Genomic DNA, 25,788 nt, shown 5'->3' on the forward strand with positions numbered 1-25,788 from the left:
GACCTTTCCTGCGGAGGCCCTTGGGGAGTTCAGCTCCCCGGGGGCCTCTCGTCGTCCTCCCTCGTGAAGACCTGGAGCAGCCAGGAGGCGAAGGTTCCGGTGACCGCGCCGAGCAGGGCGAGGCCGATGGCCATCATGCCTACGGCGATCAGCCGGCCGAGCGGGGTGACGGGGGCCACGTCGCCGTAGCCGACGGTCGCGAAGGTCGCGCAGGTCCACCACACGGCGTCGCCGAAGGTCCTCATCGTCGCGCCCGGGGCCGTGTGTTCCTCGTGGTAGACGGAGAGGGCGCCCGCGAAGCCGAGCAGGACGGTGGACAGTCCGGCGTAGACGATCACGCGCGCGTGCAGCGCGAGCCGGGGCTGTCCGTGCCGTCGCTGGACGGCCTCGTACACCCGGACGACCCGCAGCGGTCGCAGCAGGGGCAGGAGTAGGACCAGGGTGTCCAGCCAGTGCGTGCGGACGAAGCGCAGCCGCTGGCGGCTCAGTCGCCAGCGGACCGCGTAGTCGACGGCGAAGAGCGCCCAGGCGGCGAACAGCACGGCGAGGCAGAGGTCCTGCCAGGTGTCCGGCAGGCCGTGGGCCAGGATGCGCACGGCGTACGCGGCGAGGAAGACCAGGGACGCTACGGCGAGGGGGACCTCCGTGTGCTGCTCCCAGCGGGCCTTGCGGCTGTCGTCGTCCATCGGCCCAGCTTGGCGCGGGCGGGGTTTCGCGCAACCCCGGCGACACGCCGCGAACGGGCGAAGCCATATGCTTCCTTGCATGACGAGTGAGCCGGAGCAGCAGATCGGAGTGGGCACGCCGGATGCGTTCCAGCGCCTCTGGACGCCCCACCGGATGGCCTACATCCAGGGCGAGAACAAGCCGACCGGCCCCGGTGCCGACGACGGTTGCCCCTTCTGCTCGATTCCGGCGAAATCGGACGAGGACGGGCTGATCGTCAGGCGCGGTGAGCTGGTGTACGGGGTGCTTAATCTGTACCCGTACAACGGCGGCCATCTGATGGTCGTGCCCTACCGTCACGTCGCGGACTACACCGACCTGACGGACGCGGAGACCGTGGAACTCGCGGCTCTCACCAAGCAGGCGATGACCGCCCTGCGCACCGCGTCAGGCGCCCACGGGTTCAACATCGGCATGAACCAGGGGAGTGTGGCGGGCGCGGGTATCGCCGCCCACCTGCATCAGCACGTCGTCCCGCGCTGGGGCGGCGACACGAACTTCATGCCGGTGGTCGGCCACACGAAGGTGCTGCCCCAACTGCTCGCGGACACGCGGAAGATGCTCGCCGATGCGTGGCCGGCATCATCCAGCCCGTCCGGCGTTTGAGGACGAGGCCGTTCAGGCCGATGGGGGTCTGGGGGCGCAGCCCCAGAGGCCGGCCCCGACTGACCCGCACGCGACCCGCTCAACCGCCGGGGGCCTACGCGTCGTAGAGGTCCGCCTTCTTCGGTGACACGTCCTGCACGCCTCCGCTGAGGGCCGACGATCGGCTGCTGAACTTCTCCGTGTCCACGCCGTTCTCGTCCAGGACGCGGATCGCGGCGGCGTGGACCACGCGCAGGACCGGTGTCGCGGCGCGCAGCGCGTCGTCCGCCATGAAGCGGTGGCGCCAGGGCTGGTCGGCCCAGGCGTGCCGCAGGCCGAACGGCTCGGGCAGGGTTATGGAACCGCCGAGCCAGTTCAGCAGCGGCGGGTACCAGGTGATCGGGGCGCGGACCGCGAGGCGTACCACCTCGTCGGCGGGGACGAGCGGGAGCTTGACCTTGCGGGTCTCCCACGGCTTGAGGGTCTTCTGGACGTCCTTCGAGGGGGCCTCGGACTTGCCGGTGAACAGTGAGTTCACGGGACCCAGGGCGTGCCCGGTGATCTCGATGCGCAGCGTCTTGTGCAGCACGGTGACCGTGATCATCATGGTGATGACCAACTGCCCCTCCCAGAGCGTCCATTGGACGCCCAGGTAGTGCCGGTCGCCGGCGCCGAACTGCTGCTTGTTGCAAATGTCCTGTATCGCGTGCGACTTGACCTGGTACGCGTCGACGTCCGTGCCCTCGGGCCGGGACACGGCCTTGGCGCCCTCGCCGATCGGCGTGACGACCCAGTGGCGTATGGACGCCTTGGGGAAGCCGCCGGTGTTGATCGTGTTCCGCTCCAGCATGCGCAGGTCGTCGTGGATGTTGCGGATGACGTCCCAGCTGCGGAAGGGGTGGATCTCGCGGTCGGCGTCGCGCGCGATCAGGTCCTCGGCGAGCTGCCAGCTGCCCCAGCGGGTGCCCATGCCGAGGATGCCCTTGGGGCCGGCGTAGAAGACGGAGTTGGACTGCTGCTCGGCGCTGAGCTTGGCCAGGGACTGGCGGAGCTGCTCGGCCTGGGTCTCACCGGGACTGGTCGGCACCGCCTCGGGGACCTTGGCGCCGACGCTGCTGCCCGACAGCAGGCTGTCCCAGCGCCCGCGCAGATCCTTCGCGGTGTTCTCGCAGACCTGCTTGGCCCACAGCCAGCCGACCACGGGGAGGACGACGCACGCGCGTGCGTACCAGGCCCAGAAGCCCGTGAACGGCATCTTGATGAGGAAGATCACGGCGACGGCGCCCACGGCCACGAGCAGGGTCGTGGCGAGGGCGCCGGCCCGCTTGTTGTTCTTGGTGCCTTTGTCGATCATGCTGCGGAGCTGGAAGACCAGCAGCCAGACGATGAGCCCGGGCAGGAAGAGCAGGCCGCACAGCGCCATGATCGCGGACAGCCTGTTGTCACGGGCCCGGCGGATGTTGTTCGCCGCCAGGGCGTGCTCGACGACGGCCTGCGGTTCGGTGCCGAACGACTGGATGAGCGGCTTGCGTCCGGGGCCGAGCATGCGGGCCACCACGGCCCCGGAGAACGCCTCGCCGAGGTTGGGGCGGAAGAGCGTCGTCCAGAGACCGGGATTGACCGTCGTCTGGTGCCATTCGTTGTCGGCCTTCTTGATGTCGGCGACCGGGTTGTCCCGGTAGGCCGCCGAGGCCAGCGCGAAGGTCGCCGTCTGCCCCTCGTCGCCGGTACGCGGCACCTGTGGTCCGAAGATGTCCGCGTAACCGCTGTCAAAGGTCATTCCCGCCCCCGATCGCCGCTGCTCCCGCTTCTGCGGCTTTCCCGACTTCCGTGCTCCGCACACCTGTTGATCAGGTCATCAGCGTATCGGCCATCACTGACATCCGTCGGCGGACAGCCGAAGCCCCTCTTTTTTGCTCGTTCGCCTCCGGGGCGCTCTCAGCCGGTGTCGAGTGCCCGACCGTGCTCAGCCCTCCGCGCGCTCGACCTCTCGACACCGGCGCGCCCCTACGGCTCACTCGCGCCGCCAACCCGGAACAGAGCGTTCCATTTAGTCCACTTGTGGGTCGTCGCACGCCACAAGTGAGCCACTCGGCATCAACTGCTAGGCGTCGCCCGTCTCTTCGCGGATCCGTTCGGCGATCTGCGGAGGCATCGGCTCGTGGCGGGCGTAGGCGCGGTTGAAGCGTGCCGTGCCGTGCGAGAGGGAGCGGAGGTCGACGGCGTAGCGGCCGATCTCGATCTCCGGTACCTCCGCGCGGATCAGTGTGCGCCCGCCGGTCGTCTGCTCGGTGCCGAGCACTCGGCCGCGCCGGCCGGACAGGTCGCTCATCACCGCGCCCACGTAGTCGTCGCCGACCAGTACGGTCACCTCGGCCACCGGTTCCAGGAGGTGGATCCTCGCGTCGACCGCGGCCTCCCGCAGGGCCAGCGCGCCGGCCGTCTGGAACGCGGCGTCCGAGGAGTCCACCGAGTGCGCCTTGCCGTCCAGGAGCGTGATCCGTACGTCGAGAAGGGGATGGCCGGCCGCAACTCCCCTGGCGGCCTGGGCCCTTACGCCCTTCTCCACCGACGGGATGAACTGCCGCGGCACCGCGCCGCCGATGACCTTGTCCACGAACTCGATGCCCGTGCCGCCCGGCAGCGGTTCGACCTCGATCTCGCAGATCGCGAACTGCCCGTGTCCGCCGGACTGTTTGACGTGCCGGCCGCGCCCCTGCGCCTTGGCGGCGAACGTCTCCCGTAGGGAGACCTTGTGCGGTACGAGGTCGACCTGGACGCCGTAGCGGTTGCGCAGCCGTTCCAGGGCGACGTCCGCGTGGGCCTCGCCGAGGCACCACAGGACGACCTGGTGGGTGTCCTGGTTCTGCTCCAGGCGCATGGTCGGGTCCTCGGCGACGAGCCTGCTCAGGCCCTGCGAGAGCTTGTCCTCGTCCGCCTTGCTGTGCGCCTGGATGGCGAGCGGCAGCAACGGGTCCGGCATCTCCCACGGCTCCATGAGCAGCGGGTCGTCCTTGGCCGAAAGCGTGTCCCCGGTCTCCGCGCGGCCCAGCTTCGCCACGCACGCGAGGTCGCCCGCGATGCAGTGCGTGAGGGGCCGCTGCTGTTTGCCGAACGGCGCGGACAGGGCGCCGACGCGTTCGTCGACGTCGTGGTCCTCGTGCCCGCGGTCGGCGAGTCCGTGCCCGGAGACATGGACGGTCGCGTCGGGCCGTAGCGTCCCGGAGAACACGCGGACCAGGGAGACCCGGCCGACGTACGGGTCGGAGGCGGTCTTCACGACCTCGGCGACCAGCGGCCCGTTCGGGTCGCACGGCTTGAGCTCCCGCGCCCTGCCGTCGACCGTGGTGACCCCGGGCGCCGCGCGCTCCAGCGGGGTCGGGAAACCGCCTGTGATCAGCTCCAGGAGCTCTACGGTGCCGAGGCCCTGCCGGGCGCCCTCGGCGGCGGGCGCGGCGGCCAGCACGGGGAAGAAGACCCCGCGTGCCACGGCCCGTTCCAGGTCGCCGATCAGCGTCTTGACGTCGATCTCCTCGCCGCCCAGATAGCGGTCCATGAGGGTCTCGTCCTCGCTCTCCGCGATGATCCCCTCGATGAGCCGGTTGCGGGCCTCCTCGATCCGCGGCAACTGGTCGGGCCCGGGCTCGGACTCCTTGCGCTCCCCGGACGCGTAGTCGAACAGCTTCTGCGACAGCAGCCCGACCAGACCGGTCACGGGCGCGTGCCCGTCCGGCCCCTGCGGACCGCGCAGCGGCAGGTACAGCGGGAGTACGGCGTCGGGGTCGTCCGCGCCGAAGGCCTCGGCGCAGGTGCGGGTCATCCCCTCGAAGTCCGCGCGCGCGGACTCCAGATGCGTGATGACGATGGCGCGCGGCATGCCGACCGCCGCGCACTCCTCCCACACCATGCGGGTCGAGCCGTCCACGCCGTCGGAGGCCGAGACGACGAAGAGGGCCGCGTCCGCCGCTCGCAGACCGGCCCTCAACTCGCCGACGAAATCGGCGTACCCGGGGGTGTCGAGAAGATTGACCTTGTACCCGTCCCAGTCGACGGGCACCAGGGAGAGCTGCACCGAACGCTGCTGCCGGTGCTCGATCTCGTCGTAGTCGGAGACGGTGCCGCCGTCCTCCACGCGGCCCGCCCGGTTCACCGCCCCCGCGGTCAGCGCGAGGGCCTCCACCAGAGTCGTCTTTCCCGATCCGGAGTGGCCGACCAGCACCACATTCCGTACGGACGCGGGGTGGTCGGCCGCTGTAGCCCTGCCGGCGGCTCCGGAGTGTGCGTTCGCCTTGTCGCCCATGGCCTTGCCTCCCGTACACGGTGAGGTCACTGTGGGCGCGGACACACGCAGCCGCGTGCGGTGGCGGCTCCGATGACGCCCGCGGTGCTTCGAGCTTTCCACTCCCGTCACGGTGCGTCCATACAGCGGACGCGATCCGACCGTGACACCGATGGCATCGCGTCGTGCTGCAGCCATTCAAAACATGGGCACGCGGGTGCCCGGCCGTCGCCCACGCGCGCGCGTGGCTACGATGGGCCAGCCGGTGGCCAGCAGGGGCCGCGCGGCGACACCGACCCTCGGGAAGGCCATGCTGAACAAGTACGCGCGTGCATTCTTCACGCGTGTCCTCACGCCGTTCGCCGCGTTTCTGATCCGCCGGGGCGTCAGCCCCGACACGGTCACCCTCCTCGGTACCGCCGGAGTGGTCGCGGGCGCGCTGGTCTTCTACCCCATGGGCGAGTTCTTCTGGGGCACGGTCGTGATCACGCTGTTCGTGTTCTCCGACCTCGTCGACGGCAACATGGCCCGCCAGCTGGGCCGCTCCAGCCGCTGGGGCGCCTTCCTGGACTCCACGCTCGACCGGGTGGCCGACAGCGCGGTCTTCGGCGGCCTGGCCCTCTGGTACGCGGGCGGCGGCGACAACATCGCCCTGTGCGCCGTCTCGATCTTCTGCCTGGCCAGCGGCCAGGTGGTGTCGTACACCAAGGCGCGCGGCGAGTCGATCGGCCTGCCGGTCGCCGTCAACGGTCTGGTCGAGCGGGCCGAGCGGCTCGTGATCTCGCTGGTCGCGTGCGGTCTCGCCGGACTGCACAAGTTCGGCGTACCGGGCATCCAGTGGCTGCTGCCCGTCGCCCTGTGGATCGTCGCCGTGGGCAGCCTGGTCACGCTGATCCAGCGGGTCGTCACGGTCCGCCGGGAGGCCGCGGAGGCCGACGCCACCGCAGCCGAGGAGTCCGCCGCGCACAGCAGTGGGGCGACTCCGTGAGCGGTGCCCGGGAGCGGCTGGCGGACGCGCTCTACGGCCTCGGCTGGGGCGCCGTCAAGAAGCTCCCCGAGCCGGTCGCCGTCCGGCTCGGCCGCACCGTCGCCGACCTCGCCTGGAAGCGGCGCGGCAAGGGCGTACGGCGGCTGGAGAGCAACTACGCGCGCGTGGTGCCCGACGCGAGCCCCGAGCGGCTCGCCGAGCTCTCGCGCGCGGGCATGCGGTCGTATCTGCGCTACTGGATGGAGTCCTTCCGGCTCCCCGCCTGGAGCGCCGAGCGGATCCGGGAGGGCTTCGACTGCAAGGACGTGCACCACCTGATCGACGGCATCGCCTCCGACCGCGGTGTCATCCTCGCGCTGCCCCACATGGCCAACTGGGACCTCGCCGGCGCCTGGGTCACCACCAAGCTGGAGACCCCGTTCACCACGGTGGCCGAACGCCTCAAGCCGGAGACGCTCTACGACCGGTTCGTCGCCTACCGCGAGGGCCTCGGCATGGAGGTCCTGCCGCACAGCGGCGGCACCGCCTTCGGCACGCTCGCCCGGCGACTGCGGGACGGCGGCCTGGTCTGCCTGGTCGCCGAGCGCGACCTGTCCGCCTCCGGGGTCGAGGTCAAGTTCTTCGGCGAGGCCACCCGGATCCCCGCCGGACCGGCCCTCCTCGCCCAGCAGACGGGCGCGCTGCTGCTTCCGGTGACGCTCTGGTACGACGACTCGCCGGTCATGCGGGGCCGGATCCATCCGCCGGTCGAGGTGCCCGAGTCAGGTGACCGGGCCGAGAAGACGTCTGTCATGGCACAGGCGCTGGCAGACGCCTTCGCCACCGGCATCGCCGACCACCCGGAGGACTGGCACATGCTGCAGCGCTTGTGGCTCGCGGATCTCGATCCCAGCAAGGGGCCCTCGTGAGGATCGGCATCGTCTGCCCCTACTCCTGGGACGTGCCGGGCGGCGTCCAGTTCCACATCAGAGACCTCGCCGAGTACTTCATCCGGCTCGGCCACGAGGTGTCCGTCCTGGCTCCGGCCGACGACGACACCCCGCTGCCGCCGTACGTCGTCTCGGCCGGCCGCGCGGTCCCGGTGCCGTACAACGGCTCGGTGGCCCGGCTGAACTTCGGCTTCCTGTCGGCCGCCCGGGTCCGACGCTGGCTGCACGACGGCGAGTTCGACGTCATCCACATCCACGAACCGACCTCGCCGTCCCTCGGCCTGCTGGCCTGCTGGGCCGCGCAGGGCCCGATCGTCGCCACCTTCCACACCTCGAACCCGCGCTCCCGGGCGATGATCGCCGCGTACGCGATCCTCCAGGCCGCGCTGGAGAAGATCAGCGCGCGGATCGCCGTGAGCGAGTACGCCCGCCGCACGCTCGTCGAACACCTCGGCGGCGACGCGGTCGTCATCCCGAACGGCGTCGACGTCGACTTCTTCGCCCGCGCCGAGCCCAAGCCCGAGTGGCAGGGAGAGACCATCGGCTTCATAGGGCGCATCGACGAGCCCCGCAAGGGCCTCCCGGTGCTGATGGGCGCCCTGCCGAAGATCCTCGCCGAGCATCCGAACGCCCGGCTCCTGGTCGCCGGTCGCGGTGACGAGGAGGAGGCCGTCGAGACGCTGCCCAGGGAACTGCGCTCGCGCGTCGAGTTCCTCGGCATGGTCAGTGACGAGGACAAGGCCCGCTTCCTGCGCAGCATCGACCTGTACATCGCCCCCAACACCGGCGGCGAGAGCTTCGGCATCATCCTCGTCGAGGCCATGTCGGCGGGCGCCCCGGTGCTCGCCTCCGACCTGCCCGCCTTCGCCCAGGTCCTCGCCCAGGGCGTGGCCGGCGAACTGTTCGCCAACGAGGACGCGGACGCGCTCGCCGAGGCCGCCGTACGGCTCCTGGGGGATCCCAAGCGGCTGGCGGAGCTGCGGCGGAGCGGGAGCGCCCATGTGCGGCGGTTCGACTGGTCGACGGTCGGGGCCGACATCCTGTCCGTGTACGAGACGGTGACGGCGGGCGCGGCGGCGGTGGCGACGGACGAACGGACGGGGTTGCGGGCGAGGTTCGGGTTGGCGCGGGACTGAGGGGGTGGGGTGGATGGCGGGGATGTGTTGGGCGGCCCTTCCCAGCCGAGGCCGGACACACTCAGCCCGTCCGGCGTCTGAGGACGAGGCCGAAGGCCGAAGCGGGGGCGTGGGGGCGGTAGCCCCCACAACGGCCACACCAACGCCCCGCACGACACCCCGGTCGACCTCAGTGGAACGCCCCGCACGATGCCCGGCCAACCCCAGTGGAACGGCCCGGTAGCCTTGCCGCCCGTGACCGCAACCCTGATCTGGATCCTCGTCGCCCTCGTGGCGACCGGCCTGTACCTGAGCTGGACCGCGGGGCGGCTCGACCGGCTGCACGCCCGGATCGACGCGGCCCGCGCGGCACTCGACGCCCAGCTGCTGCGCCGCGCCTCGGTGACCCAGGAACTGGCCACCTCCGGCGTCCTCGACCCGGCCGCATCGATCGTCCTCTACGAGGCCGCGCACGCCGCGCGGCAGGCCGAGGAGGAGCAACGGGAGGTCGCCGAGAGCGAGTTGAGCCAGGCCCTGCGCGCCGTCTTCGCCGAGGTCCCGCAGGTGGAGGGCGTCCGCGAGGCACCCGGGGGAGAGGAGGCGGCCCGCGAACTCACCGAGGCCGTACGGCGGGTGCCCATGGCCCGGCGCTTCCACAACGACGCCGTCCGCGCCGCCCGCGCCCTGCGCCGGCACCGCAAGGTCCGCTGGTTCCGGCTGGCCGGACACGCGCCCTTCCCGATGGCCTTCGAGATGGACGACGAGCCACCGGCGGCGCTGGTCGACCGGGCCGCGTAGCGGTCGTCCCGGGGCACAGCGGTTCGGAAACGATCCACCGGCTGTTCATTGGCCCTTGCTGTGGCCTGCATCTCTCACGTTTCCTCGGTACTGCAGAAACCCTCTTTCACCGAGTGAGGTCACCCCGTGTCCAGCACCCCCAGCTCCGCCCAGACTCCCGAGACCGGCACCGCGCGCGTGAAGCGCGGGATGGCCGAGCAGCTCAAGGGCGGTGTGATCATGGACGTGGTCAACGCCGAGCAGGCGAAGATCGCCGAGGACGCCGGCGCCGTGGCCGTCATGGCCCTGGAGCGGGTCCCCGCCGACATCCGCAAGGACGGTGGCGTGGCCCGGATGTCCGACCCGACGATGATCGAGGAGATCATCGAGGCGGTCTCCATCCCGGTCATGGCCAAGTCCCGTATCGGCCACTTCGTCGAGGCCCAGGTCCTGCAGTCCCTCGGCGTCGACTACATCGACGAGTCCGAGGTCCTCACCCCGGCCGACGAGGTCAACCACTCCGACAAGTGGGCCTTCACGACCCCCTTCGTCTGCGGTGCCACCAACCTGGGCGAGGCCCTGCGCCGTATCGCCGAGGGCGCCGCGATGATCCGCTCCAAGGGCGAGGCCGGCACCGGCAACGTCGTCGAGGCGGTCCGCCACCTGCGCCAGATCAAGAACGAGATCGCCAAGCTGCGCGGCTTCGACAACAACGAGCTGTACGCCGCCGCCAAGGAGCTGCGCGCCCCGTACGAGATCGTGCGCGAGGTCGCCGAGCTCGGCAAGCTCCCGGTCGTGCTGTTCTCCGCCGGTGGCGTCGCCACCCCCGCCGACGCCGCGCTGATGCGCCAGCTCGGCGCCGAGGGCGTCTTCGTCGGCTCCGGCATCTTCAAGTCCGGCGACCCGGCCAAGCGCGCCGCCGCCATCGTGAAGGCGACCACCTTCTACGACGACCCGAAGATCATCGCGGACGCGTCCCGCAACCTCGGCGAGGCCATGGTCGGCATCAACTGCGACACCCTCCCCGAGACCGAGCGCTACGCCAACCGCGGCTGGTAACCACCCATGACCGAAGCACCTGTCATCGGCGTCCTGGCCCTCCAGGGCGACGTACGGGAGCACCTCATCGCCCTGGCCGCGGCCGACGCCGTGGCCAGGCAGGTCAGGCGCCCCGAGGAACTCGCCGAGGTGGACGGTCTCGTCATCCCCGGGGGTGAGTCGACCACCATCTCCAAGCTGGCCGTCCTCTTCGGAGTGATGGACCCCCTTCGCGCACGCGTGCGTGCCGGAATGCCTGTCTACGGCACCTGCGCCGGCCTGATCATGCTCGCCGACAAGATCCTCGACCCGCGCTCGGGCCAGGAGACGATCGGCGGCATCGACATGATCGTGCGCCGCAACGCCTTCGGACGTCAGAACGAGTCCTTCGAAGCAGCTGTCGACGTCCAGGGCGTTGAGGGCGATCCTGTGGAGGGCGTCTTCATCCGCGCCCCCTGGGTCGAGTCCGTCGGTGCCGAGACCGAGGTCCTCGCCGAACACGAGGGTCACATCGTCGCGGTCCGCCAGGGCAACGCGCTCGCCACGTCGTTCCACCCGGAGCTGACCGGCGACCACCGCGTGCACTCCCTGTTCGTCGACATGGTGCGCGCGAACCTGGCTCCGGGGTCCTAGTAGGATCTCTGGGGTTCGTAAAGAGTTGGGTTACGCGAAGGAGACAGGCAGATGTCCGGCCACTCTAAATGGGCTACGACGAAGCACAAGAAGGCCGTGATCGACGCCAAGCGCGGCAAGCTCTTCGCGAAGATGATCAAGAACATCGAGGTCGCGGCCCGCACCGGTGGCGCCGATGTGTCCGGCAACCCGACGCTGTTCGACGCCATCCAGAAGGCCAAGAAGAGCTCTGTCCCGAACAAGAACATCGACTCCGCGGTCAAGCGCGGCGCCGGTCTCGAAGCCGGTGGCGCCGACTACGAGACGATCATGTACGAGGGCTACGGCCCGAACGGTGTCGCGGTCCTCATCGAGTGCCTCACCGACAACCGCAACCGCGCCGCCTCGGACGTCCGCGTTGCCATGACCCGCAACGGCGGGAACATGGCAGACCCCGGCTCCGTCTCGTACCTCTTCAACCGCAAGGGTGTCGTCGTCGTCCCCAAGGGTGAGCTGGGCGAGGACGACGTCCTGGGTGCCGTGCTCGACGCGGGCGCCGAGGAGGTCAACGACCTCGGCGAGGCCTTCGAGGTCATTTCCGAGGCCACCGACCTGGTCGCGGTCCGCACCGCCCTCCAGGACGCCGGCATCGACTACGACTCCGCCGACGCCAACTTCGTCCCGACCATGCAGGTCGAGCTCGACGAGGACGGCGCCCGCAAGATCTTCAAGCTGATCGACGCCCTGGAGGACAGCGACGACGTGCAGAACGTCTTCGCCAACTTCGACGTCAGCGACGAGGTCATGGAGAAGGTCGACGCGTAGCGCTGCCGCGAGCTGAGGCCGACCAAGCGGCTCAACGGGCCGACGGGACACACCCGTCGGCCCGTCGCTTTGTCGGTGGGACCCGATAGCCTGCACAAACAGGTGATCGAAGGGAGGGTGGCGTGCGCGTACTTGGGGTGGACCCCGGTCTGACCCGATGCGGTGTCGGTGTCGTCGAAGGCGTCGCGGGCCGGCCGCTCACCATGGTCGGCGTCGGTGTCGTACGGACCCCGGCGGACGCCGAGTTGGGCATGCGCCTCGTCGCCATCGAGCAGGGCATCGAGGCGTGGCTGGACGAGCACCGGCCCGAATTCGTCGCCGTGGAGCGGGTGTTCAGCCAGCACAACGTGCGCACGGTGATGGGCACCGCCCAGGCCAGTGCCGTGGCGATGCTCTGTGCGGCCCGCCGCGGCATCCCGGTCGCCCTGCACACCCCCAGCGAGGTCAAGGCCGCCGTCACCGGTAGCGGACGGGCCGACAAGGCCCAGGTCGGCGCCATGGTCACCAGGCTGCTCCGGCTCGACGCGCCCCCCAAGCCCGCCGACGCCGCAGACGCCCTCGCCCTCGCCATCTGCCACATCTGGCGGGGCCCCGCGCAGAACCGGCTCCAACAGGCGGTCGCCCAGAACCGCCTCCAGCAGGCCGTCGCCCAGCACGCGGCCGGCACGCTGAAAACCTCGCAAGCACCGAGAACCCCGCAGGCTCCGAAAGGCCGTACCGCATGATCGCCTTCGTCAGCGGCGCGGTCGCCGCACTCGCTCCCGACGCCGCGGTGGTCGAGGTCGGCGGTGTCGGCATGGCCATCCAGTGCACGCCGAACACCCTGTCCACGCTCCGCCTCGGCAAGCCGGCCAAGCTCGCCACCTCCCTCGTCGTCCGCGAGGACTCGCTCACCCTGTACGGCTTCGTGGACGACGACGAACGCCAGATCTTCGAGCTGCTCCAGACCGCGACCGGTGTCGGCCCCCGGCTCGCACAGGCGATGCTCGCCGTGCACACCCCGGACGCGCTGCGCCGAGCGGTGGCCGCCGGGGACGAGAAGGCGCTCATGGCCGTTCCGGGCATCGGCAAGAAGGGCGCGCAGAAGCTGCTGCTGGAGTTCAAGGACCGGCTCGGCGCACCGGTGGGGTCCGCCCCGGCGATCGGTGCCCCCGTCACCAGCGGCTGGCGCGATCAGCTGCACGCGGCCCTCATCGGCCTCGGGTACGCCACCCGCGAGGCCGACGAGGCCGTGGCCGCCGTAGCACCGCAGGCCGAGGCCGCCGGGGGCACGCCGCAGGTGGGCCAGTTGCTGAAGGCGGCCCTGCAGACCCTGAACCGCGCCCGCTAGGAGAACCGTCAGTGAACTGGGACGACACGACCGACGAGACCGCCGACGAGCGGCTGGTGGGCTCTGTCGCCGACCGCGAGGACCAGGCCGTCGAGGCCGCCCTGCGTCCCAAGGACCTGGGCGAGTTCATCGGCCAGGAGAAGGTCCGCGAGCAGCTCGACCTGGTGCTGCGTGCCGCGCGCGCGCGTGGCGCCACCGCCGACCACGTGCTGCTCTCCGGTGCCCCCGGCCTCGGCAAGACCACCCTCTCGATGATCATCGCCGCCGAGATGGAAGCCCCGATCCGCATCACCAGCGGCCCCGCCATCCAGCACGCCGGCGACCTCGCCGCGATCCTCTCCTCCCTCCAGGAGGGCGAGGTCCTCTTCCTCGACGAGATCCACCGCATGTCCCGGCCCGCCGAAGAAATGCTGTACATGGCGATGGAGGACTTCCGCGTCGACGTCATCGTCGGCAAGGGTCCCGGCGCCACCGCGATCCCGCTCGAACTGCCGCCGTTCACCCTGGTCGGCGCCACCACGCGCGCGGGACTGCTGCCACCCCCGCTGCGCGACCGCTTCGGCTTCACCGCGCACATGGAGTTCTACGAGCCCACCGAGCTGGAGCGTGTCATCCACCGCTCGGCGAACCTGCTCGACGTGGAGATCGACCCCGCCGGCGCCGCCGAGATCGCCGGCCGCTCCCGAGGCACCCCCCGCATCGCCAACCGGCTGCTGCGCCGCGTACGGGACTACGCACAGGTCAAGGCCGACGGCTTCATCACCCAGGACATCGCCGGAGCCGCCCTCAAGGTCTACGAGGTCGACGGCCGCGGCCTCGACCGGCTCGACCGCGGTGTCCTCGAAGCCCTGCTCAAGCTGTTCGGCGGCGGACCGGTCGGCCTGTCCACGCTCGCCGTCGCCGTGGGGGAGGAGCGCGAGACCGTCGAAGAGGTCGCCGAACCCTTCCTCGTACGAGAGGGGCTGCTCGCCCGCACCCCGCGCGGACGCGTCGCCACCCCCGCCGCGTGGGCGCATCTCGGCCTCACCCCGCCCCGCTCGTCAACCGGGGGAAACGGACAAGGGGACCTGTTCGGGGCGTGACGGCGGGGGCACTGGCCGGGTCAGGAACCCCGGTGCCATGCTGAGCGTTGTTCCATCAGCGTGGACTCGCTTAGACTCCGCCGATGCCGCCTTTGTGGGCGGCGCCGACCACCCCCATCCACCAGGCCGCTCACCGCCGCGGTCGTGCGAAGGAAATTCCGTCCCGTGAATATCGTGACCCTTCTCCCCTTCATCGTGCTCATCGGGGCCATGTTCCTGATGACCCGCTCTGCCAAGCGCAAGCAGCAGGCGGCCGCGTCGATGCGTAGTGACATGCAGCCCGGCACCGGCGTCCGCACGATCGGGGGCGTGTACGCGACGGTCAAGGAAGTCAACGAGGAGACGGTTCTCCTCGACGCAGGCCCGGGCATCGAGCTTCTCTTCGCGAAGAACGCGATCGGCGCCGTCCTCACCGACGACGAGTACAACCGCATCGTCCACGGCGTCGAGCACGACCTGAAGGACGACGCCGCCATCGTCCCGGACGACGCCTCCTCCCTCACCGACACCGACGAGCCCGCCGCCGACTCTTCCGACGACAAGCCCATCGACCTCGGCAAGAAGGACGCGGCAGACGAGCCGGCCGACGCCACCGAGGAGCCCGCTGAGGCCGCCGAGGCGAAGACGGAAGAAGAGCCGAAGAAGTCCGACGGCGAGTCCGACGCGAAGTAGTCACGTCCCGGGAGCGCGGCGCGACCCGCTCGCGCCCCGCGCACCCCGGGTACGTGCGTCGCTCGCACGGGATCCCGACACCATGTCATGGCCGTAGCCGCGCTGACCCGGCGCGAGGCGGCCCGAGAGGGAGTACGAGAAGGTGGCAGCACCTAAGAGGGGCCGCAGCGCGAGCGCCCAGAGCAAGCCGTGGCGCTCGCTGGCCCTCATCCTGATCGCCATCGTGGCGCTCACCGGTGGCATGTTCGCATCCGGGCACAACACTCCGCGTCTCGGCATCGACCTGGCCGGCGGCACGAGCATCACCCTGCGGGCGGTGGCCCAGCCCGGCGAGGCATCGTCGATCAACAAGACCAACATGGACACCGCGGTCGACATCATGAACCGCCGTGTCAATGGTCTTGGTGTCTCGGAGGCCGAGGTCCAGACCCAGGGCTCCAAGAACATCATCGTCAACATCCCCAAGGGCACGAACTCGGAGGAGGCGCGGCAGCAGGTCGGTACGACCGCCAAGCTGTACTTCCGCCCGGTCCTGGCCACGGAGGCCTCCACGGGCGCCGCGACGACGACCCCGTCGCCGAGCGCGTCCAGCAGCTCGTCGAGCTCGGCCAGCCCCAAGGCGACCGCTTCCTCGACCGGCTCCGCGACCCCGACGGCCACCGCCACCTCTCAGGGCCGTGCCGCCAGCGACGCGCTGAAGGCCGACTCCACCTCGTCCGCGAGCCCCAGCGCCACGGCCTCGTCCAGCGCCACCCCGTCGGCGACCAGCAGCGCCGCCGCCAGCGCGGCGGCCGCCAAGCTGGAGGCCCAGTACACCGCGCTCGACTGCTCCAAGAAGTCGGTCCAGAACACCGCCGGCAAGACCGCCAAGGCCGGCGACGCGACCGTGGCCTGCGGCCAGGTCTCGGGCGTCTGGTACAAGTACGTGCTCGGCCCCGCCGCAGTCGACGGCACCGACGTCAAGAAGGCCGCGGCCGTCCTGAACACGACGACCGCCGCCGGCTGGCAGGTCACCATGGACTTCACCGGCAAGGGCGGCGACAAGTTCGCCAAGGTCACCGGTGAACTGGCGAAGAACACCAGCCCGCAGAACGAGTTCGGCATCGTCCTGGACGGCCAGGTCGTCTCCAGCCCGTCCGTCAGCTCGTCGATCACCGGCGGCAGCGCGGAGATCTCCGGCAGCTTCACCCAGGAGGAGGCCCAGAGCCTCGCCAACATGCTGTCGTACGGCGCCCTGCCGCTGACCTTCAAGGAGGACAGCGTCACCACGGTGACCGCGGCCCTCGGCGGTGAGCAGCTGCACGCCGGTCTGATCGCGGGCGCGATCGGCCTCGCGCTGGTCGTCATCTACCTGCTGATCTTCTACCGCGGCCTGTCGGTCATCGCGATCCCCTCGCTGCTGGTCTCCGCGATCCTCACGTACGTGATCATGGCGCTGCTCGGCCCGGGCATCGGCTTCGCGCTGAACCTGCCGGCCGTCTGCGGTGCGATCGTCGCGATCGGTATCACCGCGGACTCGTTCATCGTGTTCTTCGAACGTATCCGGGACGAGATCCGCGAGGGCCGCTCGCTGCGTCCCTCCGTCGAGCGGGCCTGGCCGCGCGCCCGGCGCACCATCCTGGTCTCCGACTTCGTGTCGTTCCTCGCCGCCGCGGTGCTGTTCATCGTCACCGTCGGCAAGGTCCAGGGCTTCGCGTTCACCCTCGGTCTGACCACCGTGCTCGACGTGGTCGTCGTCTTCCTCTTCACCAAGCCGCTGATGACCATCCTCGCCCGCAGGAAGTTCTTCGCGGACGGTCACAAGTGGTCCGGCATCGACCCGAAGGCGCTGGGCGCCAAGCCGCCGCTGCGCCGCACCCGTCGCCCCTCCGCCCCCGTCGACCCGAAGGAGGCGTGAGATGTCGAAGCTCGGCAACCTCGGCGCCCGACTGCACCGTGGCGAGGTCGGGTACGACTTCGTCGGCAATCGCAAGATCTGGTACGGCATCTCGATCCTGATCACCATCACGGCCATCCTCGGCCTGACGGTGCGCGGCCTGAACATGGGCATCGAGTTCCAGGGCGGCGCCGCCTTCACCACGCCCAAGGGCATGAGTGCCTCGGTGAGCCAGGCGGAGAAGTACGCCGAGGACGCCTCCGGCCACGACGCGGTCGTCCAGAAGCTCGGCGACGGCAGCCTGCGCATCCAGATCGCCGGCATCGACACCGGCAAGTCCGACAGCATCAAGACGAAGCTGGCGAAGGACCTGAACGTCAGCTCCGAGAACATCGCCGCGGACCTGGTCGGCCCCAGCTGGGGTGACCAGGTCGCCAACAAGGCCTGGGAGGGCCTGGCGATCTTCATGGTGCTGGTCGTGATCTATCTGGCGATCGCCTTCGAGTGGCGCATGGCCCTGGCGGCGCTCGTCGCCCTGATCCACGACATCACCATCACCATCGGCATCTACGCCCTCGTCGGCTTCGAGGTCACGCCCGGCACGGTGATCGGTCTGCTGACCATCCTCGGTTACTCGCTCTACGACACGGTCGTCGTCTTCGACAGCCTCAAGGAGCAGACCAAGGACATCACCAAGCAGACCCGCTGGACCTACAGCGACATCGCCAACCGGTCGATCAACGGCACCCTGGTCCGCTCCATCAACACCACGGTCGTCGCGCTGCTGCCGGTCGGGGCCCTGCTGTTCATCGGCGGCGGCTTCCTCGGCGCGGGTGTGCTCAACGACATCTCGCTGTCGCTGTTCGTCGGCCTCGCGGCCGGTGCGTACTCCTCGATCTTCATCGCCACGCCGCTCGTCGCCGACCTCAAGGAGGCCGAGCCGCAGATGAAGGCGCTCAAGAAGCGCGTCCTCGCCAAGCGGGCCCAGGCAGCCGCGCAGGGCGAGCCGGCGGAGTCCTCCCAGGTCGCCAGCCGGGCGGACGACGACTACGACGACGAGCCCAAGGACGCGGCAGCCGTCGTAGGCCCGCGCACCCAGCCGGCGTCCCGCAACCGCGGCCGCGGCCGTCCCTCGGGGAAGCGCCGATGACCGACGTCCAGGAGCTGCTGCTCAGCCGTATCCGCGATGTGGCCGACTACCCGGAGCCGGGGGTGATGTTCAAGGACATCACCCCGCTCCTGGCGGACCCGGCCGCGTTCACGGCGCTGACGGACGCGCTCGCGGAGGTCGTCGTGAGCACCGGTGCGACGAAGGTCGTGGGCCTGGAGGCCCGCGGCTTCATCCTCGGCGCCCCGGTGGCCGTCCGCGCGGGCGTCGGCTTCATCCCCGTGCGCAAGGCGGGCAAGCTCCCCGGAGCGACCCTCAGCCAGGCGTACGACCTGGAGTACGGCTCCGCCGAGATCGAGGTGCACGCCGAGGACCTGAGCGCCGGAGACCGCGTCCTGGTCGTCGACGACGTCCTGGCCACCGGTGGCACCGCCGAGGCCTCCCTCAAGCTGATCCGCAGGGCGGGCGCCGAGATCGCGGGTGTCGCCGTCCTCATGGAGCTGGGTTTCCTGGGCGGCCGGGCCCGGCTGGAGCCGACCCTCCAAGGCGCTCCTCTGGAGGCGCTGCTCAAGCTCTGAGCAAACACCGGCGGGACATCCACAGGACGGCCCCAGGAAGGCCGTAGGAAAGCCCTGAGACACCCGTAGGACACCGCGGAGGCGGGCCCGGAGGAATCCGGTGCCCGCCTCTCGTGTTTCACCGGTAGACGGCCCTCACATCGGCCTGAAGGCGAGCCCGGAGCCCGGGATCGCTACCATGGGGACTCCGGAGCCTGACCGGGGGACCCGGATCGCGCACGAGGAGTCCTCTTGGCAGACGAGGCCCAGCCCCTGACCGCCGCCAAGCCCGAGCCCACCCCGGGCCCCGCGGCGGAGCCCGCCACGAGCGCGAGCACCGCACCCGGCGAACCGCTCGGGACGGCGGAGCACGACCGGTCGGCGCCCGCCGACAAGGCGGCCGAGCCCTCGCGCCCCAAGCCGGCTCCCGCCGAGAGCCCGGCGGCCACCCCCGCGCCCCGTCCCACGGCCGGCCAGCCCGCACGCACCGGCGGCGGCTCCTCCAACCGCGTCCGCGCCCGCCTGGCCCGCCTCGGCGTCCAGCGCTCCAACCCGTACAACCCGGTCCTGGAGCCCCTGCTGCGGATAGTGCGCAGCAACGACCCGAAGATCGAGACGGCCACCCTCCGCCAGGTCGAGAGCGCCTACCAGGTCGCCGAGCGCTGGCACCGCGGCCAGAAGCGCAAGAGCGGCGACCCGTACATCACGCACCCGCTCGCCGTCACCACGATCCTCGCCGAACTCGGCATGGACCCGGCCACGTTGATGGCCGGCCTGCTGCACGACACCGTCGAGGACACCGAGTACGGCCTCGACCAGCTCCGCCGCGACTTCGGCGACTCCGTCGCCCTCCTCGTCGACGGCGTCACCAAGCTCGACAAGGTCAAGTTCGGCGAGGCCGCGCAGGCCGAGACCGTCCGCAAGATGGTCGTCGCCATGGCCAAGGACCCGCGCGTCCTGGTCATCAAGCTCGCCGACCGCCTGCACAACATGCGCACCATGCGCTACCTCAAGCGCGAGAAGCAGGAGAAGAAGGCGCGCGAGACCCTGGAGATCTACGCGCCGCTCGCCCACCGCCTGGGCATGAACACCATCAAGTGGGAGCTGGAGGACCTCGCCTTCGCGATCCTCTACCCCAAGATGTACGACGAGATCGTCCGGCTGGTGGCCGAGCGGGCGCCGAAGCGTGACGAGTACCTGGCCATAGTGACCGACGAGGTCCAGACCGACCTGCGCGCCGCCCGTATCAAGGCGACCGTCACCGGCCGCCCGAAGCACTACTACAGCGTCTACCAGAAGATGATCGTCCGAGGCCGCGACTTCGCCGAGATCTACGACCTGGTGGGCATCCGCGTCCTCGTGGACACCGTCCGCGACTGCTACGCGGCCCTCGGCACGGTGCACGCGCGATGGAACCCGGTCCCCGGCCGGTTCAAGGACTACATCGCGATGCCCAAGTTCAACATGTACCAGTCGCTGCACACGACGGTGATCGGCCCCAACGGCAAGCCCGTTGAGCTCCAGATCCGCACGTTCGACATGCATCGCCGCGCGGAGTACGGCATCGCCGCGCACTGGAAGTACAAGCAGGAGGCCGTCGCCGGCACCTCCAAGGTGCGCTCGGAGGTGCCCAGGACCACGGGCAAGGACGACCACCTCAACGACATGGCGTGGCTGCGCCAGTTGCTCGACTGGCAGAAGGAGACCGAGGACCCCGGGGAGTTCCTGGAGTCCCTGCGCTTCGACCTGTCGCGCAACGAGGTCTTCGTCTTCACGCCGAAGGGCGACGTGATAGCGCTGCCGGCGGGCGCCACCCCGGTGGACTTCTCGTACGCGGTGCACACCGAGGTCGGCCACCGGACCATAGGAGCACGGGTCAACGGGCGCCTCGTACCGCTCGAATCCACCCTGGACAACGGCGACTTGGTGGAGGTCTTCACCTCCAAGGCACCCGGCGCGGGCCCCTCCCGCGACTGGCTCGGCTTCGTGAAGTCGCCGCGCGCCCGCAACAAGATCAGAGCCTGGTTCTCCAAGGAGCGCCGCGACGAGGCGATCGAGCAGGGCAAGGACGCCATCGCCCGCGCGATGCGCAAACAGAACCTGCCGATCCAGCGCATCCTCACCGGCGACTCCCTCGTCACGCTCGCGCACGAGATGCGCTACCCGGACATCTCCTCGCTGTACGCGGCGATCGGCGAGGGCCATGTCGCCGCGCAGAACGTCGTGCAGAAGCTGGTGCAGGCGCTCGGTGGCGAGGAGGCGGCCACCGAGGAGATCGACGAGAGCGTGCCGCCGGCGCACGGCCGCGGCCGCAAGCGCCGGTCGAACGCCGACCCGGGTGTCGTCGTCAAGGGCGTCGACGACGTGTGGGTCAAACTGGCCCGCTGTTGTACGCCCGTCCCCGGCGACCCCATCATCGGTTTCGTCACACGCGGTAGCGGCGTATCGGTTCACCGCAGCGACTGCGTCAACGTGGACTCACTGTCCCGCGAGCCCGAGCGCATCCTGGAAGTCGAGTGGGCGCCCACCCAGTCCTCGGTCTTCCTGGTCGCCATCCAGGTGGAGGCCCTGGACCGCTCCCGGCTCCTCTCGGACGTCACCCGCGTCCTGTCCGACCAGCACGTCAACATCCTCTCCGCGGCCGTCCAGACCTCCCGCGACCGCGTCGCCACCTCCCGCTTCACCTTCGAGATGGGCGACCCCAAGCACCTGGGACACGTCCTGAAGGCCGTCAGGGGCGTCGAGGGCGTCTACGACGTCTACCGCGTGACGTCGGCGCGCAACAAGACGTAGCGGACACCTCGCACACGAAGAAGGGGCTCCCGTACGTCACGTACGGGAGCCCCTTCTTCGTGTATGCCTGGCGCGGTCAGCCGCCGAACTCCTGGAGGCCCTTCAGAGCCTGCTCCAGCAGGGCCTGGCGGCCCTCCAGCTCGCGCTGCAGCTTGTCGGCGCGGGAGGTGTTGCCCTGGGCGCGGGCCTGCTCGATCTGGCCCGTGAGCTTGTCCACGGCGGCCTGCAGCTGACCGGTCAGACCCTCGGCACGCGCGCGTGCCTCCGGGTTCGTCCGGCGCCACTCGGTCTCCTCGGACTCCTGGAGGGCCCGCTCGATCGTGTGCATCCGGCCCTCGACCTTCGGACGGGAGTCACGCGGCACATGGCCGATGGCCTCCCAGCGCTCGTTGATCGAGCGGAAGGCCGCGCGGGCCGCCTTCAGGTCGGTGACCGGCAGGAGCTTCTCGGCCTCCTCGGCCAGCTCCTCCTTGAGCTTCAGGTTCTCCGTCTGCTCGGCGTCCCGCTCGGCGAAGACCGAGCTGCGGGCGGCGAAGAAGACGTCCTGGGCGCCGCGGAAGCGGTTCCACAGATCGTCCTCGTGCTCGCGCTGGGCGCGGCCCGCCGCCTTCCAGTCGGCCATCAGCTCGCGGTAGCGCGCGGCCGTGGGACCCCAGTCCGACGAGGCCGACAGACCCTCGGCCTCGGCGACCAGCTTCTCCTTGGTCTTGCGGGCGTCCTCGCGCTGCGCGTCCAGCGACGCGAAGTGCGCCTTGCGGCGCTTGGAGAAGGCCGACCGGGCGTGCGAGAAGCGGTGCCACAGCTCGTCGTCCGACTTGCGGTCCAGACGCGGCAGACCCTTCCAGGTGTCCACCAGCGCGCGCAGCCGCTCACCGGCCGCCCGCCACTGGTCGGACTGCGCCAGTTCCTCCGCCTCGACGACCAGCGCCTCCTTGGAGTGCCGGGCCTCGTCGGACTGCTTGGCGCGCTGCTGCTTGCGCTCCTCGCGGCGCGCGTCGACGGTCTCCACGAGCTTGTCCAGCCGGACCCCCAGCGCCGCGAGGTCGCCCACCGCGTGGTGGGCGACCACCTGCTCACGGAGATGGTCGACGGCGGCCTGCGCGTCCTTCGCCGACAGGTCGGTGGTCTTCACGCGCTTCTCGAGGAGGCCGATCTCGACAACCAGGCCTTCGTACTTGCGCTCGAAGTAGGCCAGCGCCTCCTCGGGGGAGCCGGCCTGCCAGGAACCGACGACCTGCTCGCCGTCGGCCGTACGCACGTACACGGTCCCCGTCTCGTCGACGCGGCCCCACGGGTCGCTGCTCACAGCGCCTCCTCCACATGATGCCTGCACAGGGCCTCTGTGCCCCCGGACATCGTCCACAGTTTCGTCACGGCCAACATAGGCGACCGGCGGGTTGCCTGTCCGCATCCCGCGCGACCGAAATTTCGCTGTTGACGGTCAGGATTTCGTGACGGTCGCCTTGTTGATCACGACCGTCGCGTTCGGTGCTCCGTCGCCCGCGCCCGTGCTCTCACCGGCCGCCGCGATCTTGTTCAGGACCTTCATCCCGGAGGCCGAGATGGTACCGAACGGGGTGTAGCTCGCCGGGAGCGTGCTGTCCTTGTAGACGAGGAAGAACTGACTGCCGCCGGTGTGCTTCTGACCGGTGTTGGCCATCGCGATCGTGCCCGCCGGGTAGATCCCGCCCTTGAGGCTCGCGTCCTTCAGGTTCTCGTCCGGGATCGTGTAGCCGGGACCGCCGCTGCCCGCGCCCGTCGGGTCGCCGCATTGCAGCACGTAGATGCCGCTGGTGGTGAGCCGGTGGCACTTCGTGTGGTCGAAGAAACCCTTGCCGGCAAGGAAGTCGAACGAGTTCACGGTGTGCGGCGCGGCCGACGTCTTCAGCGCGATGTCGATGTCACCGCAGGTCGTCGCGAGCTTCATCGTGTACTTCGCCGACTTGTCGATCGTGACCGCCGGCTCCTTCTTCCAGGTCAGCGTCTTGATCTTGCCCGCCGCCGGCTTCGCGCACGGGTCCGGCGCCTTCTTCGTCGCCGAGGCGCTGGGCGTGGGCGTCACGTCCGCGCTCGCGTTGGACTTGTCGTCGTTGCCCTTCAGGACCCCGGTCGTGTAGAGCGCCACACTGCCGATCACGATCACGCCGAGCACCGACGCGATCACCGAGTTGCGCATGCGCGCCTTGCGTCGAGCGGACGTACGCCGCTGCTGCTGCCGCAAGAACTTCTCCCGCGCGAGCTGCCGCTTCCGCTGTTCCTGGGTGACCACCGGATTCTCTCCTCATGCGTCTCGTACGTCGACTGGGACGCGTGCGTCTTGTGAGCCGACCGCCTGCGTGTGCCCCGTACCGTATATGGGTTCGCTGAGGATTCGGCAGCGCCGGTAGGCTCTGACCACTGACGCAGGGATCCTTATCCCCTCCCGTATCGACACAACGAAGGACGATCGTGCTCATTGCCGGGTTCCCCGCCGGGGCCTGGGGGACGAACTGTTATCTCGTCGCCCCCGCCGCCGGTGAGGAGTGCGTGATCATCGACCCGGGCCATCAGGCCGCCCAGGGAGTCGAGGAAGCGCTCAGGAAACATCGGCTCAAGCCCGTCGCGGTCGTCCTCACCCATGGCCACATCGACCATGTGGCCTCGGTCGTCCCGGTGTGCGGCGCGCACGACGTGCCGGCCTGGATCCACCCCGAGGACCGGTACATGATGAGCGACCCCGAGAAGGCGATCGGCCGCTCGATCGGGATGCCGCTGATGGGCGAGCTGACCGTGGGGGAGCCGGACGAGGTCAAGGAGCTGACCGACGGTGCGAGGCTCGCGCTCGCGGGACTGGAGCTCTCGGTCGCGCACGCGCCGGGCCATACGAAGGGGTCGGTGACCTTCCAGATGCCCGAGGCCACGGAGATCCCCTCCGTGTTCTTCTCCGGGGATCTGCTCTTCGCCGGCTCCATCGGACGCACCGACCTGCCCGGCGGCTCCCACGCCGAGATCCTCGACTCGCTGGCCCGCGTGTGCCTGCCGCTCGACGACTCGACCGTGGTGCTGTCCGGCCACGGCCCCCAGACGACCATCGGCCAGGAGCGCGCCACCAACCCGTATCTGCGGGAGGTGGCCTCCGGCCTCGGGAGCTCGGACGCTCCCCGACGAGGAATGTGACGAGAGATTTCCGTGAGTACCTTTCAGGCCCCCAAGGGCACGTACGACCTGATTCCGCCGGAGTCCGCCAAGTACCTCGCCGTGCGCGAGGCCATCGCGGCTCCGCTGCGCAACTCCGGCTACGGCTACATCGAGACGCCCGGCTTCGAGAACGTCGAGCTCTTCGCGCGCGGTGTCGGTGAGTCCACCGACATCGTGACCAAGGAGATGTACGCCTTCGAGACCAAGGGCGGCGACCAGCTCGCCCTGCGCCCCGAGGGCACCGCCTCCGTGCTGCGCGCGGCCCTGGAGGCCAACCTGCACAAGGCGGGCAACCTCCCGGTCAAGCTCTGGTACTCGGGGTCCTACTACCGCTACGAGCGCCCCCAGAAGGGCCGCTACCGCCACTTCTCCCAGGTCGGCGCCGAGGCGATCGGTGCCGAGGACCCGGCACTGGACGCCGAGTTGATCATCCTGGCGGACCAGGCGTACCGCTCGCTCGGACTGCGCGACTTCCGCATCCTCCTCAACAGCCTGGGCGACAAGGAGTGCCGTCCGGTGTACCGGGAGGCGCTGCAGAACTTCCTCCGGGGCCTGGACCTCGACGAGGAGACGCTGCGCCGCGCGGACATCAACCCGCTCCGGGTCCTCGACGACAAACGCCCGGACGTCCAGAAGCAGTTGACGGACGCCCCGCTGCTGCGCGACTACCTGTGCGACGCGTGCAAGGCGTACCACGAGGAGGTCCGCGAGCTGATCACGGCTGCAGGCGTCTCCTTCGAGGACGACCCGAAGCTGGTGCGCGGCCTCGACTACTACACCCGTACGACCTTCGAGTTCGTCCACGACGGTCTGGGGTCCCAGTCCGCGGTGGGCGGCGGCGGCCGTTACGACGGCCTGTCCGAGATGATCGGCGGCCCCGCGCTGCCGTCCGTGGGCTGGGCGTTGGGCGTCGACCGTACGGTCCTCGCCCTGGAGGCGGAGGGCGTCGAACTCGAACTCCCCGCGTCCACCAGCGTGTTCGCCGTCCCGCTCGGCGACGAGGCCCGCCGGGTCCTCTTCACCAAGGTGACCGAACTCCGCAAGCTGGGCATCGCGGCCGACTTCTCCTACGGCTCCAAGGGCCTCAAGGGCGCCATGAAGAACGCCAACCGCAGCGGGGCCCGCTACACGATCGTCGCCGGCGAACGCGACCTCGCCGAGGGTGTCGTGCAGCTCAAGGACATGGAGTCCGGGGAGCAGCGGGCGGTCGGGGTCAACGAGATCGTGGCGGAGCTGGAGTCGAAGCTGGGCTGAGGCCTGGTTTCCTCGCCCCCGCCGCCCCTACCCGTCCCGTCCCTGGGGGCTGCGCCCCCAGACCC

23 protein-coding genes are annotated in these 25,788 nt (G+C 70.1%); 18 read left to right on the forward strand and 5 right to left on the reverse strand.

The window, feature by feature from the left end; all coding sequences use genetic code 11:
- Positions 1-29 precede the first annotated feature (29 nt).
- Complete coding sequence (locus ACFWP5_RS33940) at positions 30-686, reverse strand: potassium channel family protein (protein WP_384165416.1); 657 nt, start codon at positions 684-686, stop codon at positions 30-32.
- 67 nt (positions 687-753) lie between these two features.
- On the opposite strand from ACFWP5_RS33940, the gene ACFWP5_RS33945 reads away from it, so the two are divergent.
- Complete coding sequence (locus tag ACFWP5_RS33945) at positions 754-1,332, forward strand: HIT family protein (protein WP_384165419.1); 579 nt, start codon at positions 754-756, stop codon at positions 1,330-1,332.
- 94 nt (positions 1,333-1,426) lie between these two features.
- On the opposite strand, the gene ACFWP5_RS33950 is transcribed toward ACFWP5_RS33945, so the two are convergent.
- Entirely contained in the window at positions 1,427-3,091 is a 1,665-nt protein-coding gene (locus tag ACFWP5_RS33950) for a hypothetical protein (RefSeq protein WP_384165422.1), read from the reverse strand.
- 324 nt (positions 3,092-3,415) lie between these two features.
- Positions 3,416-5,611, reverse strand: coding sequence for an elongation factor G-like protein EF-G2 (locus ACFWP5_RS33955; RefSeq protein ID WP_384165425.1), 2,196 nt, complete (start codon positions 5,609-5,611; stop codon positions 3,416-3,418).
- 232 nt (positions 5,612-5,843) lie between these two features.
- On the opposite strand from ACFWP5_RS33955, the gene pgsA reads away from it, so the two are divergent.
- From pgsA to ACFWP5_RS34030, 15 genes are all read left to right on the forward strand, one after another.
- The gene (gene pgsA, locus ACFWP5_RS33960; protein ID WP_384165428.1) at positions 5,844-6,578 is read left to right on the forward strand and encodes a phosphatidylinositol phosphate synthase; all 735 of its coding nucleotides are present in this window, start codon (positions 5,844-5,846) and stop codon (positions 6,576-6,578) included.
- Positions 6,575-7,486 (forward strand): phosphatidylinositol mannoside acyltransferase, encoded by a 912-nt coding sequence (locus tag ACFWP5_RS33965; RefSeq protein ID WP_384165431.1) that lies wholly within the window; start codon positions 6,575-6,577, stop codon positions 7,484-7,486. The genes pgsA and ACFWP5_RS33965 overlap by 4 nt, the downstream gene beginning before the upstream one ends.
- Positions 7,483-8,643 carry a glycosyltransferase family 4 protein gene (locus ACFWP5_RS33970; RefSeq protein ID WP_384165434.1) on the forward strand — a complete coding sequence of 387 codons (1,161 nt, stop codon included), beginning with the start codon at positions 7,483-7,485 and terminating at the stop codon, positions 8,641-8,643. Before ACFWP5_RS33965 ends, ACFWP5_RS33970 begins: the two co-directional genes overlap by 4 nt.
- A 234-nt stretch (positions 8,644-8,877) precedes the next feature.
- Positions 8,878-9,420: a hypothetical protein gene (locus ACFWP5_RS33975; RefSeq protein ID WP_384165437.1), complete on the forward strand. Its 543-nt coding sequence runs from the start codon at positions 8,878-8,880 to the stop codon at positions 9,418-9,420.
- Between the two features lie 126 nt (positions 9,421-9,546).
- Entirely contained in the window at positions 9,547-10,458 is a 912-nt protein-coding gene (gene pdxS / locus ACFWP5_RS33980; RefSeq protein WP_200686525.1) for a pyridoxal 5'-phosphate synthase lyase subunit PdxS, read from the forward strand.
- A 6-nt stretch (positions 10,459-10,464) separates the two neighbouring features.
- The gene (pdxT, locus tag ACFWP5_RS33985) at positions 10,465-11,070 is read left to right on the forward strand and encodes a pyridoxal 5'-phosphate synthase glutaminase subunit PdxT (protein ID WP_384165441.1); all 606 of its coding nucleotides are present in this window, start codon (positions 10,465-10,467) and stop codon (positions 11,068-11,070) included.
- A 51-nt stretch (positions 11,071-11,121) separates the two neighbouring features.
- Positions 11,122-11,874 (forward strand): YebC/PmpR family DNA-binding transcriptional regulator, encoded by a 753-nt coding sequence (locus tag ACFWP5_RS33990; RefSeq protein ID WP_384165444.1) that lies wholly within the window; start codon positions 11,122-11,124, stop codon positions 11,872-11,874.
- Between the two features lie 122 nt (positions 11,875-11,996).
- Positions 11,997-12,599, forward strand: coding sequence for a crossover junction endodeoxyribonuclease RuvC (gene ruvC / locus ACFWP5_RS33995; protein ID WP_384165447.1), 603 nt, complete (start codon positions 11,997-11,999; stop codon positions 12,597-12,599).
- A complete protein-coding gene (gene ruvA, locus ACFWP5_RS34000) occupies positions 12,596-13,204 on the forward strand; it encodes a Holliday junction branch migration protein RuvA (RefSeq protein WP_384165450.1) in 609 nt (202 codons plus the stop codon). Before ruvC ends, ruvA begins: the two co-directional genes overlap by 4 nt.
- A gap of 11 nt (positions 13,205-13,215) precedes the next feature.
- Entirely contained in the window at positions 13,216-14,286 is a 1,071-nt protein-coding gene (gene ruvB, locus ACFWP5_RS34005; protein ID WP_366097445.1) for a Holliday junction branch migration DNA helicase RuvB, read from the forward strand.
- Between the two features lie 165 nt (positions 14,287-14,451).
- Positions 14,452-14,958: a preprotein translocase subunit YajC gene (gene yajC, locus ACFWP5_RS34010; protein ID WP_384165454.1), complete on the forward strand. Its 507-nt coding sequence runs from the start codon at positions 14,452-14,454 to the stop codon at positions 14,956-14,958.
- A gap of 142 nt (positions 14,959-15,100) precedes the next feature.
- Positions 15,101-16,855 carry a protein translocase subunit SecD gene (gene secD, locus ACFWP5_RS34015; protein WP_384165457.1) on the forward strand — a complete coding sequence of 585 codons (1,755 nt, stop codon included), beginning with the start codon at positions 15,101-15,103 and terminating at the stop codon, positions 16,853-16,855.
- 1 nt (position 16,856) lies between these two features.
- Positions 16,857-17,984: a protein translocase subunit SecF gene (secF, locus tag ACFWP5_RS34020; protein WP_384165459.1), complete on the forward strand. Its 1,128-nt coding sequence runs from the start codon at positions 16,857-16,859 to the stop codon at positions 17,982-17,984.
- Positions 17,981-18,520 carry an adenine phosphoribosyltransferase gene (locus ACFWP5_RS34025; RefSeq protein ID WP_384165463.1) on the forward strand — a complete coding sequence of 180 codons (540 nt, stop codon included), beginning with the start codon at positions 17,981-17,983 and terminating at the stop codon, positions 18,518-18,520. The genes secF and ACFWP5_RS34025 overlap by 4 nt, the downstream gene beginning before the upstream one ends.
- 231 nt (positions 18,521-18,751) lie before the next feature.
- Positions 18,752-21,292 carry a RelA/SpoT family protein gene (locus tag ACFWP5_RS34030; RefSeq protein ID WP_384165466.1) on the forward strand — a complete coding sequence of 847 codons (2,541 nt, stop codon included), beginning with the start codon at positions 18,752-18,754 and terminating at the stop codon, positions 21,290-21,292.
- Between the two features lie 76 nt (positions 21,293-21,368).
- On the opposite strand, the gene ACFWP5_RS34035 is transcribed toward ACFWP5_RS34030, so the two are convergent.
- Together ACFWP5_RS34035 and ACFWP5_RS34040 are read right to left on the reverse strand one after the other, a co-directional pair.
- Entirely contained in the window at positions 21,369-22,598 is a 1,230-nt protein-coding gene (locus ACFWP5_RS34035; RefSeq protein ID WP_384165469.1) for a DUF349 domain-containing protein, read from the reverse strand.
- 135 nt (positions 22,599-22,733) lie between these two features.
- Complete coding sequence (locus tag ACFWP5_RS34040) at positions 22,734-23,561, reverse strand: peptidylprolyl isomerase (protein WP_384165472.1); 828 nt, start codon at positions 23,559-23,561, stop codon at positions 22,734-22,736.
- 179 nt (positions 23,562-23,740) lie between these two features.
- On the opposite strand from ACFWP5_RS34040, the gene ACFWP5_RS34045 reads away from it, so the two are divergent.
- Positions 23,741-24,448, forward strand: a complete 708-nt coding sequence (locus tag ACFWP5_RS34045) for an MBL fold metallo-hydrolase (RefSeq protein ID WP_384165475.1) — start codon at positions 23,741-23,743, stop codon at positions 24,446-24,448.
- A 12-nt stretch (positions 24,449-24,460) separates the two neighbouring features.
- Positions 24,461-25,723 carry a histidine--tRNA ligase gene (gene hisS / locus ACFWP5_RS34050; RefSeq protein WP_384165478.1) on the forward strand — a complete coding sequence of 421 codons (1,263 nt, stop codon included), beginning with the start codon at positions 24,461-24,463 and terminating at the stop codon, positions 25,721-25,723.
- The last annotated feature ends 65 nt before the right edge of the window (positions 25,724-25,788 follow it).

This window comes from Streptomyces sp. NPDC058469 (assembly GCF_042721125.1).
Classification (GTDB): domain Bacteria; phylum Actinomycetota; class Actinomycetes; order Streptomycetales; family Streptomycetaceae; genus Streptomyces.

Coding starts and splice junctions, on each gene's coding strand:
- ACFWP5_RS33940 (WP_384165416.1), bottom strand. CDS start 686: ATGGACGACGACAGCCGCAAGGCCCGCTGGGAGCAGCACACGGAGGTC.
- ACFWP5_RS33945 (WP_384165419.1), top strand. CDS start 754: ATGCTTCCTTGCATGACGAGTGAGCCGGAGCAGCAGATCGGAGTGGGC.
- ACFWP5_RS33950 (WP_384165422.1), bottom strand. CDS start 3,091: ATGACCTTTGACAGCGGTTACGCGGACATCTTCGGACCACAGGTGCCG.
- ACFWP5_RS33955 (WP_384165425.1), bottom strand. CDS start 5,611: ATGGGCGACAAGGCGAACGCACACTCCGGAGCCGCCGGCAGGGCTACA.
- pgsA (WP_384165428.1), top strand. CDS start 5,844: ATGGGCCAGCCGGTGGCCAGCAGGGGCCGCGCGGCGACACCGACCCTC.
- pdxT (WP_384165441.1), top strand. CDS start 10,465: ATGACCGAAGCACCTGTCATCGGCGTCCTGGCCCTCCAGGGCGACGTA.
- ACFWP5_RS33990 (WP_384165444.1), top strand. CDS start 11,122: ATGTCCGGCCACTCTAAATGGGCTACGACGAAGCACAAGAAGGCCGTG.
- ruvA (WP_384165450.1), top strand. CDS start 12,596: ATGATCGCCTTCGTCAGCGGCGCGGTCGCCGCACTCGCTCCCGACGCC.
- secF (WP_384165459.1), top strand. CDS start 16,857: ATGTCGAAGCTCGGCAACCTCGGCGCCCGACTGCACCGTGGCGAGGTC.
- ACFWP5_RS34025 (WP_384165463.1), top strand. CDS start 17,981: ATGACCGACGTCCAGGAGCTGCTGCTCAGCCGTATCCGCGATGTGGCC.